This is a genomic window from Streptococcus tangpeifui (assembly GCF_044503215.1).
Classification (GTDB): domain Bacteria; phylum Bacillota; class Bacilli; order Lactobacillales; family Streptococcaceae; genus Streptococcus; species Streptococcus tangpeifui.
Genome location: NZ_CP172427.1, coordinates 107,874 through 124,338, shown reverse-complemented (window position 1 = coordinate 124,338; position 16,465 = coordinate 107,874). Strand labels below are relative to the sequence as shown.

The following is a 16,465-nucleotide window of genomic DNA, read 5'->3' as shown; positions in this document are numbered from 1 at the left end:
ACTAGAGTCAATTCCTAGTCCAGCTTATGATGAGACTTAGCTAGGCGGTTGAAAAGGAGTCCTTTTCAATCAACCTATTAGCTATCTCATTCTTCGGTCTGTTGATTCTCAGCAGCTTGTGCTAAGCGAGCAGTCTCAGCTTCTTGCTTTTGACGAGCCCTTTCCAGATCATCAACATGCATGACATCGTCATCTTCACCTTCGTCAAGATCACGCAGTTCAACTTCCTTATCATCTTCATCCAGCACACGCATGTCAAGACCAAGTGATTGCAGCTCCTTAACCAAGACACGGAAGGATTCCGGCACCCCTGGTTTTGGAATTGGTTTACCCTTAGTAATAGCTTCATAAGCTTTGAGACGGCCAGTCACATCATCTGACTTGTAAGTCAAGATTTCTTGCAGCACATTTGAAGCACCATAAGCTTCCAGCGCCCAAACTTCCATTTCCCCGAAACGTTGACCACCAAACTGAGCTTTACCACCCAGAGGTTGTTGGGTAACAAGTGAGTAAGGACCAGTTGAACGAGCATGGAGCTTATCGTCAACCATGTGGTGGAGCTTAATCATGTACATAACTCCGACAGACACGCGGTTGTCAAATGGTTCACCAGTACGACCATCATAGAGGACAGTCTTAGCATCACTAGCCATACCAGCCTCTTCAACGGTTTCCCAAAGATCTTCAGAAGTTGCCCCGTCAAAGACCGGCGTTGCAATGTGGATTCCTAGATTACGAGCCGCCATGCCCAAGTGGAGTTCCATAACTTGTCCAATATTCATCCGAGATGGCACACCCAATGGGTTCAGCATGATATCAACAGGTGTTCCGTCAGGCAAATAAGGCATGTCTTCAACCGGAACAATCCGAGAAACAACCCCCTTATTACCGTGACGACCGGCCATTTTATCGCCGACCTTAATCTTACGCTTTTGAGCGATATAAACTCGCACCAGCATATTCACACCAGATTGAAGCTCATCACCATTAGCCCGTGTAAAGATCTTGACATCACGGACGATACCAGCACCACCGTGTGGAACCCGCAGAGAGGTGTCACGCACTTCACGCGATTTATCACCAAAGATGGCATGGAGGAGACGTTCTTCTGCTGACAAGTCTTTTTCCCCTTTAGGAGTGACCTTACCAACTAAGATGTCGCCTTCCTTGACTTCCGCACCAATGCGGATAATACCCATTTCATCCAAATCCTTGAGAGCTTCTTCCCCAACATTTGGAATTTCGCGTGTAATTTCTTCAGGACCTAACTTAGTATCACGGGTTTCTGATTCAAATTCTTCCAAGTGGACAGAAGTATAAACATCTTCCTTAACCAGACGTTCACTCATGATGACCGCATCTTCGAAGTTGTAGCCTTCCCAAGTCATGTAAGCGACGATTGGGTTGCGACCCAAAGCCATTTCACCTTTTTCCATGGAAGGACCATCAGCGATGAAGTCACCTTTTTCAACCTGATCGCCAACCTTAACAAGAGTGCGTTGATTATAGGCAGTACCAGAGTTAGAGCGACGGAACTTAGTAATATGATAAACATCAAGGGAGCCATCTTCACGTCGCACTTCAACCTTTTCAGCATCAGAGAAGGTTACTCGGCCGTCATGTTGAGCAATAACAGCAGCACCAGAATCATGAGCGGCTTGATATTCCATGCCTGTACCAACGAACGGTGCCTTAGGATCAATCAATGGTACAGCTTGCCGCTGCATGTTGGCACCCATGAGGGCCCGGTTGGAGTCATCGTTTTCCAAGAATGGGATACAAGCGGTTGCAACCGCAACAACCTGTTTAGGAGAAACGTCTACAAAATCAACCGAGCTAGCTGAAAATTCTTGGTTGTTCCCTTGGTGACGCCCCATGACAATTTCTTCTGCAAAAGTGCCATCTTCATTCAGCTTTGAGTTGGCCTGAGCGACGGTGTATTCATCTTCTTCATCCGCAGTCAGCCAAACGATTTCATTAGTCACCTTACCAGTTGACCGGTCAACCTTGCGGTATGGTGTTTGGATGAATCCGTACTTATTGAGGTGACCGTAAGAAGACAGATTATTGATCAAACCGATGTTTGGTCCTTCAGGAGTCTCAATTGGACACATCCGGCCATAATGGGTATAGTGCACGTCCCGCACTTCATAACCAGCACGGTCACGAGTCAAACCACCAGGGCCTAAAGCTGACAAACGACGTTTGTGAGACAGCTCAGACAATGGATTGTGTTGATCCATGAATTGAGACAATTGAGAAGAACCGAAGAATTCCTTAACTGCAGCTGTAACAGGGCGGATATTGATAATTTGTTGTGGCGTCAGAGCTTCATTGTCCTGAACAGACATGCGTTCACGCACGTTACGTTCCATCCGAGTCAGACCGATACGGAATTGGTTGGCTAACAGTTCACCCACAGCACGAATCCGGCGGTTACCTAAGTGGTCAATATCATCAACCTTACCAAGACCTTCTGCCAAATTGAGGAAATATGACATTTCCGCCAAAATATCCGCAGGCGTCAGGGCACGGACCTTATCACCTGGATTAGAATTACCAACGATAGTAACTACCTTGTCAGCATCCAATGGTGAAACCACCTTGAATTTTTGCAGAACTACTGGTTCAGTCACAACAGCGTAATCATTTGGGGTATAAACAAAGCTATTAAGGCCACTATCTAGGGCATCTGCAATAGAATCAATGACCTCACGAGTCATGACAGTACCGGCTTCGACCAAGATTTCACCTGTTTCACCATCGACCAAGTTTTCAGCTAGAGTTTGGTTGAGCAAACGAGTTTTGATATTGAGCTTCTTATTAATCTTGTAACGACCAACGGCAGCCAAGTCATAGCGACGAGGGTCGAAGAACCGAGCAGTCAAAAGACTACGAGAACTATCAGCTGTCTTAGGTTCACCTGGACGTAAGCGTTCGTAGATTTCCTTAAGAGCTTCATCAGTCCTAGCATCTGCTGGATTCTTGTGGATATCTTTTTCAATAGTATTGCGAACCAACTCGCTATCACCAAAGATATCAATAATTTCATCATCACCAGAAAAACCAAGGGCCCGCACCAAGGTTGTAAATGGAATCTTACGAGTCCGGTCGATACGGGTATAGGCAATATCCTTAGAATCAGTTTCCAATTCCAGCCAAGCCCCCCGATTAGGGATAACGGTTGAACCGTAACCAACTTTACCGTTTTTATCAACCTTATCGTTGAAATAAACACCTGGAGAACGCACCAACTGAGAAACGATAATCCGTTCTCCACCATTGATGATAAAGGTCCCCATCTCTGTCATGATTGGAAAATCACCGAAGAAGACTTCTTGAGTTTTGATTTCACCAGTCTCTTTGTTAATCAAACGGAAAGTCACAAAGATTGGTGCTGAGTATGAAGCATCGTGGATACGAGCTTCTTCCAAACTGTACTTGGGCTCCTTCAACTCATAACCAACAAACTCTAATTCCATGGTATCGGTAAAGTTTGAAATCGGAAGTACATCTTCAAAGACTTCCTTGAGGCCATTCTCCAAAAAATCTCGGAATGAATCCGTTTGGATTTCAATTAAATTTGGTAGATCAAGAGCTTCCTTGATTCTTGAAAAACTTCGACGGGTGCGATGTTTCCCGTATTGAACGTCATGTCCTGCCAAGTTTCTATCTCCTTCATCGTAAGATACAAAGACTTTCTCAGCTCAAAGCTGAGTTAGTCGAGGTCAATTAACAGCTTATTCATCATCTGTGAGTTATTTTATGGATAATTTTTAGAATCTTTATATTTACGTTACATTTATAAAAATCCCCAAAATTAGGCACAAAAAGAGCAGCTAAATCTGACTAGAAAAGTTTGATTTAACTGCTGTATCGCTTGATTGGACAATATTTCAATCAAGTTAGACGACAAATAGTTGGTATTATTATAACCAATTTAGCTAAAAATTGCAAATTTATTTTTATAGGTAGAGAGACCTTAAAGCTAGAGATTTTAGTCTACTTTTTCACTCTATAGCCTAGTAACCCTGATGATACTAACTTCCTACTAAAAATCAGAACTTAGTCTGAGACGAAATTCATTAGTTGTAGGTACTTTTCTTATACTAAACACCTGTCCTAGAGCATTTAGAATTAGTTTGAAAGTTGCGATCTTGAATCGAGAGTAAAACATCAGTAAAGCATCAACATACAAAGCCCTCACTGGGAGTATACACCTAATGAGGACTTTGTTTTCATTGATTGTTTTGTGGGAAAACTAAGCCACCATAACTGGATATCCCCGTTTCTATTATGAAGCTTCGATCATCTCCATTCTTTACCACTTGAAAGCCCGCAAGTCCTGACGTATAGCCTCTATCTTATCAGCGTCTAGGCCATTTCGCCTTCGAGCGGCGTCATCCAGCTTCTGCAAATAAGCAATAAAGCTGTCCACCAGATGGTCATATTGATAGTTACTCAAATGCTTGAGCTGCTGACCGATGAACTGAGCAGCTTGGTCATATTCTTCAGCTTCAACCAAGTGGTCCAAGTAATCGTTACCGCTGACTTCTTGGCCTTCTTCGTTCTTCACTTTACCCAAGTCTAACTTGATATTTTCCAGCTTAAAAACCTTATCCACCCCAGTCGAAGTTCGCCTGATCTGCCTGAGCAGGTCATCATTATTAAAAACTGTTGGCATAGAAAGCCACCTCCTATCTCCAAGGATTAACTATCATTCCTGAATCGACAAAAATATTCTGTCTTTATTATAAATGTTCCACCAAGTCCCGACAAATCTTTTTATTTTAGGATAATGAAGGAACCTGTTCTTAAGGGAAGGGCTTATAAGGGCCAAGACCTTGACTTAAGTCTTTTAAAACCAGCATTTGCACTTACTAGATGCGCACATCCGCCAATTTAATCTGCCCTGCCCCTACTGACCACTAGCTGACTTCCAAGCAGCTGTCTTATCACTATCGCTGCCTCCGATCATAAAGTCATAAGTGGAGTCGCCAGGTCCATCTTTAGCCCAGTTGCTGGTGGTAGTATCACCATTCAAATCGGCCGTTTTACCGTCATGAGAAACCGAAGCAGGCTTGAGTCCAGTTGACTTAAGAACCGTCGCTTTAATAACACTGTCATCCAAAGCAAACTTTTGACCTGGACCAAAAACAGAAGCATCAGCCGAATTAATAGCATTGACCAAATTAGCCATGTACTGAGCATTATTTTCATAGCCAGTATTTGAACTTAAGGGTGAGTTGTCATCATGGCCAGCCCAGCCCCCCAGAGTCACTGTTGGCGTTGCTAGCATGAGCCAGACATCGCTATAATTATCAGTTGTTCCGGTCTTGCCAATCCAATCCGCATCCGACATGAGGCCCGAGTTAAGACCATTAAGATCATCTTTAAACTTGGTCGTCTTACCAGAGGAAATCGGACCACGAAGCAAGTCCGTCATAATGCTGGCAGTCGCCTTGCTGTAAACAGTCACCGGATTTTCTTGATGCTCATAGATAACTTTGCCCTTGCTATCCCTTATCGACTGAATTAGGTAGCCTTGTTGGTAGACACCACCGTTAGCCAATGTCTGATAAGCATTGGTCTGCTGCAGTACCGTTGTCTCAATACCACCGCCTAAAGGCAAGCTTTCAATATCGTAGTTATCGATCTGATAGCCCATCTTGGTCATATAGCCCTCAACATCGACTCCTTTTTGCCGCAGCATTTGATAAGTCCAATAAGCTGGAATATTCCAAGATACATCCAGAGCTTCTTGAAGCGTAACCGCTCCTGTTCCTTCATCTGTCCCGTGCATAATTTTAGTTCCACCTGAAAAGCTAGCTGGGTAGTTGGATAAGATTGAAGCCGATCCCATCAAGCCCTGATCAATAGCAATGCCATAGGCCAGAATTGGCTTAATACTGGAACCAGGTGAGCGTTTAGTATCTAAGGCATGGTTATTTTGATTAGCCCCATAATTCCGACCTCCAACAAAGCCCAGAATAGCTCCAGTTTTATTATCCATCAGAACATTGCCGACATCTACAGTCCCGCTATTTCCAGCATCTAAGCTGCTACCTGCACTTTGGACAGTCCCTTGCATAGCTTCATAAACCTTTTTATTGACAGTCGTTTTGATGTGATAACCACCAGTTTGCAGGGCTTCAGCAGCTAATTGCTTATAGTTAGCCACCGTTTTATCATTCTTCAAATCTAAGGCCGAAACATTATCCCGTTGGATAAGATAATGATACATATCTTTCTGGGCTTCCTCCCATACAGCATAGTAGAGATAATCGTGATTAACTGTGCTGGAATTCTCGCTTGCTTTAAAGTCTTTACTAATATCGTACGACTTATAGGCTCGATACTCTTTCTTAGTCAGATAGCCTGTTCGGTACATGTTATATAGAACGGTTTTCTGGCGAGAGAGACCATAAGCCAAATCTGCCTGAGTTTTCAGACTGCCATCTGTCGCATAAGGTGAATAAACAATAGGGCTCTGGGGCAAGCCAGCAATGTAGGCTGCCTGAGGAACTGTTAAATCCTTGGCTGACACGCCAAAGATACCTTGTGACGCCTCTTCGATTCCTGCAATATTCTCTCCTTTATTGTTACGACCAAACGGCGAAACATTAAGATAAGAGGTCAGGATATCATCCTTGGTCATATAACGCTCTAAAGCTAGAGCATAAATGATTTCTCTTGCCTTCCGCTTAAAGGTAGGGTCATCACCAACCACCTGCTGCTTAATAACCTGCTGAGTCAAGGTTGACCCTCCACTAGTAGAACCAACACCTAAAACAGAAGAAACTAAAGCCCGAAAAACAGCCTTGGGAACAACACCATGGTGGGACTTAAAATTTTCGTCCTCTGTTGCAATAATGGCATGTTTGACATTGTCAGAAATGTCAGTACTTTTGACAGGACTGCGAAAAAGATCCGTATCTACTTCAGCCAAATCTTCATCATTAGCATAGGTGAATTTGGATACTAGACTGACTGAACTCACTTGCTCAAGAAGGTTGGTCTTTTCTGGAACCTTAACACTGTCAATTTGACTAGCCATATAACCGACTCCCAAACCAGCTCCCAGCATACAAATTAGGAGAACAATGATATAGAAAAAGTCTGATACCACCTTGAGACTACGCAAGAAAACAGCCCCCAGATCCTTACCAGAAAGCCTCTCCTCAGCTTCTGCTCGCTTGCTCTTAACGCCCTTGCTGAGACCACCTTCTTTTTGTCTAATCTGCTCTGGAAGTCGCTTCTGAAACGTGCTCTTAAAAGCAGTAACGGAACGGCCCAACTTTCTTCCATATTCCTTTATCTTATTAAACATAGCCTAACCTCGAGGCTATTATATCAAAATCAAAGTCAACTTGCATGGCCGTCTGCAATTCTGATATAATAGTCATACTATTATCTTTATTGGAGAGAAACTATGACAATTTTTGACGAACTTAAAGAACGTGGGTTGGTTTTCCAAACAACCGACGAAGAAGCGCTACGAAAAGCTTTTGAAGAGGAAACTATTTCCTTTTACACCGGCTATGATCCAACAGCTGACAGCCTACACTTGGGTCACTTGGTTGCTATCTTGGTTTCTCGCCGTCTGCAGCAGGCTGGTCATAAGCCCTATGCCTTAGTGGGCGGAGCAACCGGATTGATTGGCGATCCATCCTTCAAAGATGCCGAACGCAGCCTCCAAACCAAAGAAACCGTTGAGGGATGGGTCGGCAAGATTCAAGGCCAGCTCTCTCGCTTCCTCGACTTTGACAATGGTGACAATAAAGCCGTCATGGTCAACAACTACGACTGGTTCGGATCCATCAGCTTTATCGATTTTTTGCGTGATATTGGTAAATACTTCACCGTCAACTATATGATGAGTAAGGAGTCTGTTAAAAAACGGATTGAAACCGGAATTTCCTATACTGAGTTCGCCTACCAAATTATGCAAGGCTACGACTTCTACGAGCTCAATCAAAAATATAATGTCACCCTGCAAATAGGCGGTTCCGACCAATGGGGCAACATGACAGCCGGAACGGATCTCTTGCGTCGTAAGGCAGACAAGACTGCTCACGTTATAACAGTTCCATTGATTACAGATGCAACCGGTAAGAAATTCGGTAAATCAGAAGGCAATGCCGTCTGGTTGGATGCTGACAAGACTTCGCCATACGAAATGTATCAATTTTGGCTCAATGTCATGGATGATGATGCCGTTCGTTTCCTTAAGATTTTCACCTTCCTATCTCTAGATGAAATCGCCGAAATCGAAGAAAAATTCAACGCAGCTCGCCACGAACGCCTTGCCCAAAAGATTTTGGCCAAGGAAGTTGTTACCTTGGTTCACGGAGAGGAAGCTTACCAAGAAGCTTTAAAGATCACCGAACAGCTCTTCGCCGGAAACATCAAAAGCTTGTCTGCTGCAGAACTTAAGCAAGGGCTCAGCGGCGTTCCTACCTATGCTGTTCAGGCAGACGATGATTTCAATATTGTTGAGATGTTGGTCAAGAGTGGTATCTCTTCTTCTAAGCGACAAGCCCGTGAAGATGTTCAAAACGGGGCTATCTATCTCAATGGTGAGCGCCTTCAAGATTTGGATTACACGATCTCTGATAGCGATAAAATTGATAATGAACTGACCGTTATCCGCCGTGGTAAGAAAAAATATTTCGTTTTGACTTACTAAACTTGAAAATTATAATATAAAAGGTCGAGAGGTACTGACATCTCGACCTTTTTCTATTAAACATTAAAGTCAATCACTAATCTTTAATCAAGCGATCTAGAAGACTGACAATTAAAAACATCGCAATAAAAATAATCGTAATGGTAGCACTAGCTGGCGTCTCCCAATAATAGGAGAGAACAATCCCTAACAGCATACCAACAAAGCCAATACCAATGGCTGTTAGAATAACTCCTTTAAAGCTATCAGCCAGACGCATAGCAATTCCTGCAGGCAAGACCATAATGGTTGAAACCAAAAGGGCACCTGCCGCTGGAATCATAAGGGCAATGGCAATTCCAGTAACAATATTAAAAGCTACTGACATCAAACGGACAGGCAAACCATCAACAAAGGCCGTATCCTCATCGAAGGTCAGAATATACATAGGGCGGATAAAAAAGAGAGTCAAAAGCAAAACAATCACAGCAATGACAAAGAGAGCCAAAACCTGCTCCTGACTAATGGTAATAATCGAACCAAAAAGATATTGATCCAAGCTAATGTTAGAGCTGCTGGTCTTACTAACCACTATCAGAGAAATGGCCAAGCCAAGAGACATTAAAATAGCCGTCGAAATCTCAATATAATTGCGATAAACTCTCTGCAAGTATTCAAGAACAAGAGCGGCAATTATAACGATTAAAACCGTTGACCAGGTCGTGTTCCACCCCAAGAGAATTCCAAAGGCCACTCCAGCCAAAGAAACATGACTCAAAGTATCACTCATCAGACTCTGCCGGCGGAGAATGAGGAACAAACCTAAAATCGGCGAAAAAATACTGATAGCAATAACAGCCAAAAGAGCCCGCTGCATAAATTCATACTGTAAAATCTCAAGCAATTTCAGACCCCTCCTCACTACCATGAATATTGAAACAACGCCAAGGCAGGTCCTGATTTCTCACTAGATGAATATTTCGGTCCGCATAACCCTTAACCTCTTCTGGATCATGGGTAATCATCAGAACAGACTTCCCGTGCTTATGAGCGCTGTGATGCATCAATTCGTAAAAGGTCTGAGTAGTACCAGCATCCATCCCCGTAGTCGGCTCATCAAGGACAAAGATATCAGGATCAGAGGCAAACATCCGAGCAATAACCGCTCGCTGTTTTTGACCCCCACTCAAATCACCAATTTTTTTGTATCGATTTTCCCACATCCCCACTGATTCCAAACTAACTTTAACATGTTCTTCATCGTGCTTGGTCAGTCGTCGAAACCAGCCATTACGGGGGTAGCGCCCCGACTTAACAAATTCATAAACCGTTGAAGGAAAACCCGCATTAAAACTGGCAATTTGCTGAGGCAAATAGGCTAAACGCAACTTCTTACCATCTTGATTAAACTCAGAAATCTTGACTTGACCATGCTTTGACTTGAGAATTCCCAGAGTCGCCTTGATTAGGGTGGATTTAGCTGCACCATTTTCCCCAGTCAAGGTCACAAACTCGCCACTATCGAGGTAGTAATTAATCCCTTCGAGAACTGGGTCTGTATCATATTGAAAGGACAAATTTTCAACAGTAATATAGCGCATTAGTAATTAAACTCCTCCTCCAATTTGCTGATAAAGCTAGCAATAGTCTTTTGCTCATCATCTGAAAAGCCATCTAAAATTTTATCATAGACAGATAAGGTTGATTGGTGGTGCTGGTCATGTTCCTGAGCAGCTACCTTAGCAGCATCCGTCAAGGAATAATAGGTAATTCGTGCATCAGCATCATCCTTAAGCGTTTCTAAGAGATTCTGTTTAATCATGGCTTTAACCGCCTTAGTAATCGCGGCTTGACTAACCTGCAAACGTTTTGCTAGATCAGAATTTGTCAGGCGTTCATGGGATAAGAGCATCAGAATATGTTCCTGAGTATTAGTCAATTCTAAATCAGATTGACATCGCCCCAACAATAATTCATTTTGGTGTTCAGCTAGTAGCAAAATTTTATTAAAAAAGCTATCCAGCCGTTTCGCTAATTCAGACATAAGAAACTCCTTAACTAGTTAACAATTAACATCATAACATTTAAACAATCTCTGGTCAAGATTAGAAGCCTAAAACGGATTGCGAAAAATCCTAGTCTAACTGCCATCTACCGAAAGTCAATCAGAGATAACGATCTGCTGATTTCTCAATTTAAATCTTAGTCCCAATGCTTTAGAGGTACTCTGAGAGTTTAACTAAGTTAATTCGCGATGTTCACCCCACCAAGCGATGGAATCGCTAGAGGCATTTCCCAATTCAGCTTGGGGAGAAAGTTTTACCAAACAAAAAACGCCTGCTTACGAAATCACTCTAAGCCTTTGGAAGAATAATTTCGTAAACAAGCGTTACGCTTTTGTTTCCTACAAAAATATGATGAGTGTTCCCGCTGAAGGGAAGAGTCCTTCAGCGGTAGACCAGAGCTAGACTAAGATATCAGCAAATGGATATCCATCATCATAACACTCAACAAAATTGATGATCTTATACAAGTTCAATAATTGCCATTGGTGCAGCATCGCCACGGCGTGGTTCAGTTTTCAGAATTCGAGTGTATCCACCATTGCGTTCTGCATAACGTGGAGCAATTTCGCCAAAAAGTTTTTGAAGAGCAGTTGTTGAAGTGTATTCATCATTTGCTTCATCATAACTTTCAGATGCAATTTCGTTACGTACGAAAGCTGCTGCTTGACGACGGGCATGCAAATCACCACGTTTACCAAGAGTAATCATTTTTTCGACTGTTTTGCGAAGTTCTTTTGCACGAGCTTCAGTAGTCACAATTGATTCATTAATCAAAAGGTCTGTAGTCAAATCACGTAGCATCGCTTTACGTTGTGAGCTAGTGCGTCCTAGTTTACGGTAAGCCATTTTATCCTCCTATTTTATTTATCATTTTTTAGCCCAAGACCAAGTTCTGCCAATTTGACCTTAACTTCTTCAAGACTTTTACGTCCCAAGTTACGAACTTTCATCATTTCAGGCTCTGTTTTTTCCGTGAGGTCAAATACAGTATTAATTCCTGCACGTTTCAAACAGTTATATGAACGAACAGACAAGTCAATTTCTTCGATGGTACGGTCCAACACTTGATCATTTGAAACACTTTCAGTTTCCTTCATAACCTCAGTTGTCTTCGCAATCTCAGTCAAATCGGTAAAGAGATTCAAGTGTTCAATTAGGACACGTGCCGAAAGACCGAGAGCATCTTCAGGAATAATTGTCCCATTCGTCATAATTTCAATGGTTAACTTATCAAAACCGTCATTGCTACCAACGCGAGCCGGCTCAACTTGATAATTAACCTTTTTAACAGGTGTGTAGATTGAATCTACTGCCAAAGTTCCGACAGGTGCACTATCACTCTTGTTGCCTTCTGCTGGGACATAACCACGATTCTTAGCAACAGTCATTGTTGCTTTTAGGGAATGGCCTTCAGCAATAGTGAAAAGATAGTGGTCGGGATTTACAATTTCGATGTCACTATCAGTCAAGACATCTCCAGCAGTTACTTCTGCCGGTCCTTGAACATCCAGTTCGATTGTTTTTTCGTCTTCGACGTAAGATTTTACAGCAAGTCCTTTTACATTAAGGATAATTTGCATCACATCTTCACGCACTCCAGGGATGGTATCAAACTCGTGAAGTACTCCATCAATCTTGATTGACGTTACCGCTGCACCTGGAAGTGAAGACAGAAGTACACGACGAAGAGAGTTGCCTAGAGTTGTTCCGTAACCACGTTCAAGTGGTTCGATAACAAACTTGCCATAATCTTTATTTTCATCAATTTTTGTTATTGTTGGTTTTTCAAACTCAATCATTTAAATGCTCCCTCGAAACGATGTAGTGTACAGTTAGTAAATTAGTTACGATTATACACGACGACGTTTTGGAGGACGAGCACCGTTGTGTGGCACAGGAGTCACATCACGAATTGCAGTGACTTCAAGACCTGCAGCCGCAAGAGCACGAATAGCTGATTCACGACCAGAACCTGGACCTTTAACAGTAACTTCAACTGTCTTCAAGCCATGATCCTGAGCAGATTTTGCAGCAGCTTCAGCAGCCATTTGTGCAGCGAAAGGTGTCGATTTACGAGAACCTTTAAAGCCAAGTGCACCCGCAGATGACCACGCCAAAGCGTTACCATGCACATCTGTAATCATAACAATAGTGTTGTTAAATGTAGCGTGAATATGAGCAACACCAGATTCGATGTTCTTTTTCACACGACGTTTACGTGTTGGTTTAGCCAAGATTTTACCTCCTTATTTTGATTACTTATTTTTTCTTGCCAGCAATCGCAACGGCTTTACCTTTACGAGTACGAGCATTATTTTTTGTGTTTTGGCCACGGACAGGAAGTCCGCGACGATGACGAATTCCTCGATAAGAACCGATTTCCATCAAACGTTTGATGTTCATGTTTACTTCACGACGAAGATCACCTTCAACTTTGATGCTATCAACTTCACGACGGATAGCGTCTTCTTGGTCAGTCGTTAAATCTTTAACACGGATATCTTCTGAGACACCTGCTGCGGCCAAGATTTTTTGTGATGTTGTCAATCCGATTCCGTAAATATAAGTTAACGAAATCACTACGCGCTTATCGTTTGGAATATCAACTCCAGCAATACGAGCCATTTTTTCTCCTTTCTATATTATCCTTGACGTTGTTTGTGTTTTGGATTTGATGGACAAATAACCATAACACGACCGTTACGGCGAATAACTTTACAATATTCGCAGATTGGCTTAACCGATGGTCTTACCTTCATATCTTAATCCCTCCAATTCATTCGATTATTTAAAGCGGTATGTGATGCGTCCACGCGTTAAGTCGTATGGGCTCATTTCAACAGTGACACGGTCTCCGACCAAAATACGGATGTAGTTCTTGCGGATTTTTCCCGAAACTGTCGCCAAAATTTGGTGACCATTTTCAAGCTCAACTGTAAACATAGCATTTGGCATCGTTTCTACAACTTTGCCTTCAATTTCAATCACATCTTCTTTTGCCACGCAAAAGTACCCCCTAAATTTCGATTCGATTCCCTTGAGCACAAGGGTAACAATTATAAGTCAGACTATCTTATGATATCACAAGTAAATCACTTGCGCAAGTAAGATAGCCAAATTATTTCAAGCCTGAAATTGTTTGGCTGACGTCTTTGAAGACATTGTCAATTTCTTGATTTCCTTGAATATCATGAACAAGATCTTGTTGGCGATAGTAGGCGATAATTGGCTGACCTTGGGCAATATTCACTTCCAAACGGCGTTTAACTGCTTCAGGCTTATCATCCTCGCGCTGGTAGTAATCTTCTTCCTTGTAATCTGCAGGCGGGTTGAAAACCTTATGATAGGTTTCACCCGTTTTACGGTTAATGATTCGGCCGCTCAAACGTTCAACCAATTTGCTTGATTCAATTTCGATATTGATAACAGCATCTAACTTAAGATCCAATTCTTTCAAAATCGTATCCAAAACTTGTGCTTGTTCAAGTGTTCGTGGATAACCATCAAGCAAGAACCCCTTTTCCTTAACATCAGCTTGACCCAAGCGTTCCTTGACAATACCGTTAGTAACCTCATCCGGCACTAGGTCACCCTTATCCATATAGGACTTGGCCAAGAGACCGAGCTCTGTTTGGTTAGCAATAGCGGCCCGGAACATGTCACCTGTTGAGATATGAGCAATACCAAATTTTTCCACAATTTTCGCTGCCTGAGTACCCTTTCCAGCACCTGGCAAGCCCATAATTAAAAGATTCATAATTTGTCTCCTTATTTTGTTTTTAAATAAGCCTGCTAACTTAGCAAGCTTATTAAAAGACAAAATAGAAAGGCTGACTGAGTCAACCTCTATTCTATTCTGCATTCATAAATCCAACATATTTTTTCTTCAGAAGATAACCTTCCAATTGTTTCATTCCTTCAATACCAGTTGAAATCAAGATGAGCAAACTTGTACCCCCTAGAGCAACGGTTGAAGATAAGTTAAACATTTGTTGGGCGATAATTGGAATCAAAGCAATAAAAGCCAAGAAGAGAGAGCCGATAGTAGCTAACTTCTTCAGAAGCGATGATAGATACTGCTCCGTTTCCCGTCCCGGACGAACACTTGGAATATAAGCTGCATTCTTTTGCAAATTCTCAGCCGTCTTCTCTGGATTAACCTGTACAAAGGTATAGAAGAAGGAGAAGAGAGCAATCAGAACAGCGTAGATAGCCATCCCTGTAGGAGATTGGTAAGAAAAGAGCTCTTGCAAATTGTCCAACCAAGGAAGGTTGATATTGGTACTTTGAAGGAAGGTTATAATCGAACTTGGTGCTGCCGTGATCGAACTTGCGAAGATAACAGGGATAACACCAGCAGGATTAACCTTAAGCGGGAGATAGGAGCTTGTTGGAGCCCCCTGTACCAGCTTGGTATATTGAATTGGAATTTGATATTCAGCTTGTTGAACAAACGTTGTAAAAAAGACAATAATCAGAACTGCAAAAATCAGAAGTCCGACATAAATGAAGGAATTTGTCATTTGCCCTGATTCAATATTTACAAAATATTCGTTATAGATAGATTTAATAGCACTAGGAATTTGCGCGATGATACCAGCAAAGATAATCATCGACACCCCATTACCAAAACCTTTATCGGTGATTTGATCTCCCAGCCAGGTGACAATTACGGTACCTGTAGTTAAAATTAAACCTACCATAGCAAAAGTCCTAGGATTTGGATTAGCCAAAAGCTTTGAACTAGCAAGAATATTAAAGCCTGCCGTAATCGAAACAGATTGGATGAAAGCCAAAACCAAGGAAATATAACGCGTTGCTTGATTGAGCTTACGCCGACCAACTTCTCCCTGCTTACTCCATTCAACAAAGCGCGGATAAATATCCATCTGCAAAAGCTGAACAACGATGGAAGCTGTAATGTACGGGCTAACCCCCAACGCAAAGATTGAGAAGGACCCCATAGCACTACCGCTAATTAGGTTGAGCATATTCAGGAAAGGTAAATCCTTCATATTCTCAAGACTTGTCGCATTGACCCCTGGAACCGTAATGTAAGCACCAATCCGGAAAACCAAGATCATGAAAATTGTAAAGAAAATTTTTCTTCTTACATTTTTCAGCCTCAATGCTTCAAATAATAATTTAAAGAACATAATGAGTACTCCTCATTAGATGACTTCGATTGAACCACCTTTAGCGGTAATAGCTGCTTCGGCAGATTTTGAGAATTTAGCTGCTTTAACAGTTAATTTCTTAGTCAGTTCACCATTACCTAGAACCTTAACGCCTGATTTTTCAGCACGAACAATTCCAGCTTCTTTCAAAACAACTGGTGTTACTTCTGTACCATCTTCAAAGACGTTCAATTGATCAAGGTTCACCAAAGCATATTCCTTTGCATTGATGTTCGTAAAACCACGTTTTGGCATACGGCGGAACAAAGGTGTTTGTCCACCTTCAAATCCCAAACGAACTTTACCACCACTACGTGCTTTTTGACCTTTTTGACCACGTCCTGCAGTCTTACCATTTCCTGATGAAGTCCCACGACCGACGCGGTTGCGAACCTTGCGGGAACCTTGAGCTGGTTTCAATTCATGAAGTTTCATGTCTAATTTTCTCCTTTTTTTGTAAAATGCTAGCGCCCTTGAGGAGGGAAAAGGACTCTCCCCAAAAACTCGCCTATACATTATCTCTTAATTTAGTATAAGTCGCAAAGAAAAACCTT

Annotated in this window: 16 protein-coding genes; 1 reads left to right on the top strand and 15 read right to left on the bottom strand. The window is 42.2% G+C overall.

Annotated elements, in window-relative coordinates:
• Positions 1–86 precede the first annotated feature (86 nt).
• The 3 genes from rpoB to pbp1b form a co-directional block, all read right to left on the bottom strand.
• Positions 87–3,665: a DNA-directed RNA polymerase subunit beta gene (rpoB, locus tag ACFSN5_RS00740; RefSeq protein ID WP_165329449.1), complete on the bottom strand. Its 3,579-nt coding sequence runs from the start codon at positions 3,663–3,665 to the stop codon at positions 87–89.
• A 656-nt stretch (positions 3,666–4,321) separates the two neighbouring features.
• The gene (locus ACFSN5_RS00735) at positions 4,322–4,684 is read right to left on the bottom strand and encodes a hypothetical protein (RefSeq protein ID WP_165212421.1); all 363 of its coding nucleotides are present in this window, start codon (positions 4,682–4,684) and stop codon (positions 4,322–4,324) included.
• 234 nt (positions 4,685–4,918) lie between these two features.
• Positions 4,919–7,330, bottom strand: coding sequence for a penicillin-binding protein PBP1B (pbp1b, locus tag ACFSN5_RS00730; protein WP_206222667.1), 2,412 nt, complete (start codon positions 7,328–7,330; stop codon positions 4,919–4,921).
• Between the two features lie 102 nt (positions 7,331–7,432).
• Between pbp1b and tyrS the strand changes: the two genes are divergently transcribed.
• Positions 7,433–8,689, top strand: a complete 1,257-nt coding sequence (tyrS, locus tag ACFSN5_RS00725) for a tyrosine--tRNA ligase (RefSeq protein ID WP_165212423.1) — start codon at positions 7,433–7,435, stop codon at positions 8,687–8,689.
• A 76-nt stretch (positions 8,690–8,765) separates the two neighbouring features.
• Here the strand turns inward: tyrS and ACFSN5_RS00720 are convergent, their stop codons facing one another.
• The 12 genes from ACFSN5_RS00720 to rplO all read right to left on the bottom strand — a co-directional run bounded on the left by ACFSN5_RS00720 (position 8,766) and on the right by rplO (position 16,346).
• Entirely contained in the window at positions 8,766–9,572 is an 807-nt protein-coding gene (locus ACFSN5_RS00720) for a metal ABC transporter permease (protein ID WP_165212425.1), read from the bottom strand.
• Positions 9,565–10,269, bottom strand: a complete 705-nt coding sequence (locus tag ACFSN5_RS00715) for a metal ABC transporter ATP-binding protein (protein ID WP_165212427.1) — start codon at positions 10,267–10,269, stop codon at positions 9,565–9,567. Before ACFSN5_RS00715 ends, ACFSN5_RS00720 begins: the two co-directional genes overlap by 8 nt.
• Complete coding sequence (locus ACFSN5_RS00710) at positions 10,269–10,712, bottom strand: zinc-dependent MarR family transcriptional regulator (protein ID WP_165212429.1); 444 nt, start codon at positions 10,710–10,712, stop codon at positions 10,269–10,271. The genes ACFSN5_RS00715 and ACFSN5_RS00710 overlap by 1 nt, the downstream gene beginning before the upstream one ends.
• Before the next feature lie 481 nt (positions 10,713–11,193).
• Complete coding sequence (gene rplQ, locus ACFSN5_RS00705; RefSeq protein ID WP_165212431.1) at positions 11,194–11,580, bottom strand: 50S ribosomal protein L17; 387 nt, start codon at positions 11,578–11,580, stop codon at positions 11,194–11,196.
• 14 nt (positions 11,581–11,594) lie between these two features.
• Complete coding sequence (locus tag ACFSN5_RS00700) at positions 11,595–12,533, bottom strand: DNA-directed RNA polymerase subunit alpha (protein ID WP_165212433.1); 939 nt, start codon at positions 12,531–12,533, stop codon at positions 11,595–11,597.
• Between the two features lie 51 nt (positions 12,534–12,584).
• A complete protein-coding gene (gene rpsK, locus ACFSN5_RS00695; protein ID WP_002959353.1) occupies positions 12,585–12,968 on the bottom strand; it encodes a 30S ribosomal protein S11 in 384 nt (127 codons plus the stop codon).
• A 25-nt stretch (positions 12,969–12,993) separates the two neighbouring features.
• Positions 12,994–13,359, bottom strand: coding sequence for a 30S ribosomal protein S13 (gene rpsM, locus ACFSN5_RS00690; protein WP_004229861.1), 366 nt, complete (start codon positions 13,357–13,359; stop codon positions 12,994–12,996).
• Positions 13,360–13,376: 17 nt separating this feature from the next.
• The gene (gene rpmJ, locus ACFSN5_RS00685; protein WP_002959355.1) at positions 13,377–13,493 is read right to left on the bottom strand and encodes a 50S ribosomal protein L36; all 117 of its coding nucleotides are present in this window, start codon (positions 13,491–13,493) and stop codon (positions 13,377–13,379) included.
• 25 nt (positions 13,494–13,518) lie between these two features.
• Positions 13,519–13,737 carry a translation initiation factor IF-1 gene (gene infA / locus ACFSN5_RS00680; RefSeq protein ID WP_001040189.1) on the bottom strand — a complete coding sequence of 73 codons (219 nt, stop codon included), beginning with the start codon at positions 13,735–13,737 and terminating at the stop codon, positions 13,519–13,521.
• Positions 13,738–13,852: 115 nt separating this feature from the next.
• Positions 13,853–14,491 carry an adenylate kinase gene (locus tag ACFSN5_RS00675; RefSeq protein ID WP_165212435.1) on the bottom strand — a complete coding sequence of 213 codons (639 nt, stop codon included), beginning with the start codon at positions 14,489–14,491 and terminating at the stop codon, positions 13,853–13,855.
• 94 nt (positions 14,492–14,585) lie between these two features.
• On the bottom strand, positions 14,586–15,890 hold the full coding sequence (secY, locus tag ACFSN5_RS00670; RefSeq protein ID WP_004228821.1) for a preprotein translocase subunit SecY: 1,305 nt from the start codon (positions 15,888–15,890) through the stop codon (positions 14,586–14,588).
• A 15-nt stretch (positions 15,891–15,905) separates the two neighbouring features.
• Positions 15,906–16,346, bottom strand: coding sequence for a 50S ribosomal protein L15 (gene rplO, locus ACFSN5_RS00665; protein ID WP_165212437.1), 441 nt, complete (start codon positions 16,344–16,346; stop codon positions 15,906–15,908).
• Positions 16,347–16,465: the final 119 nt, after the last annotated feature.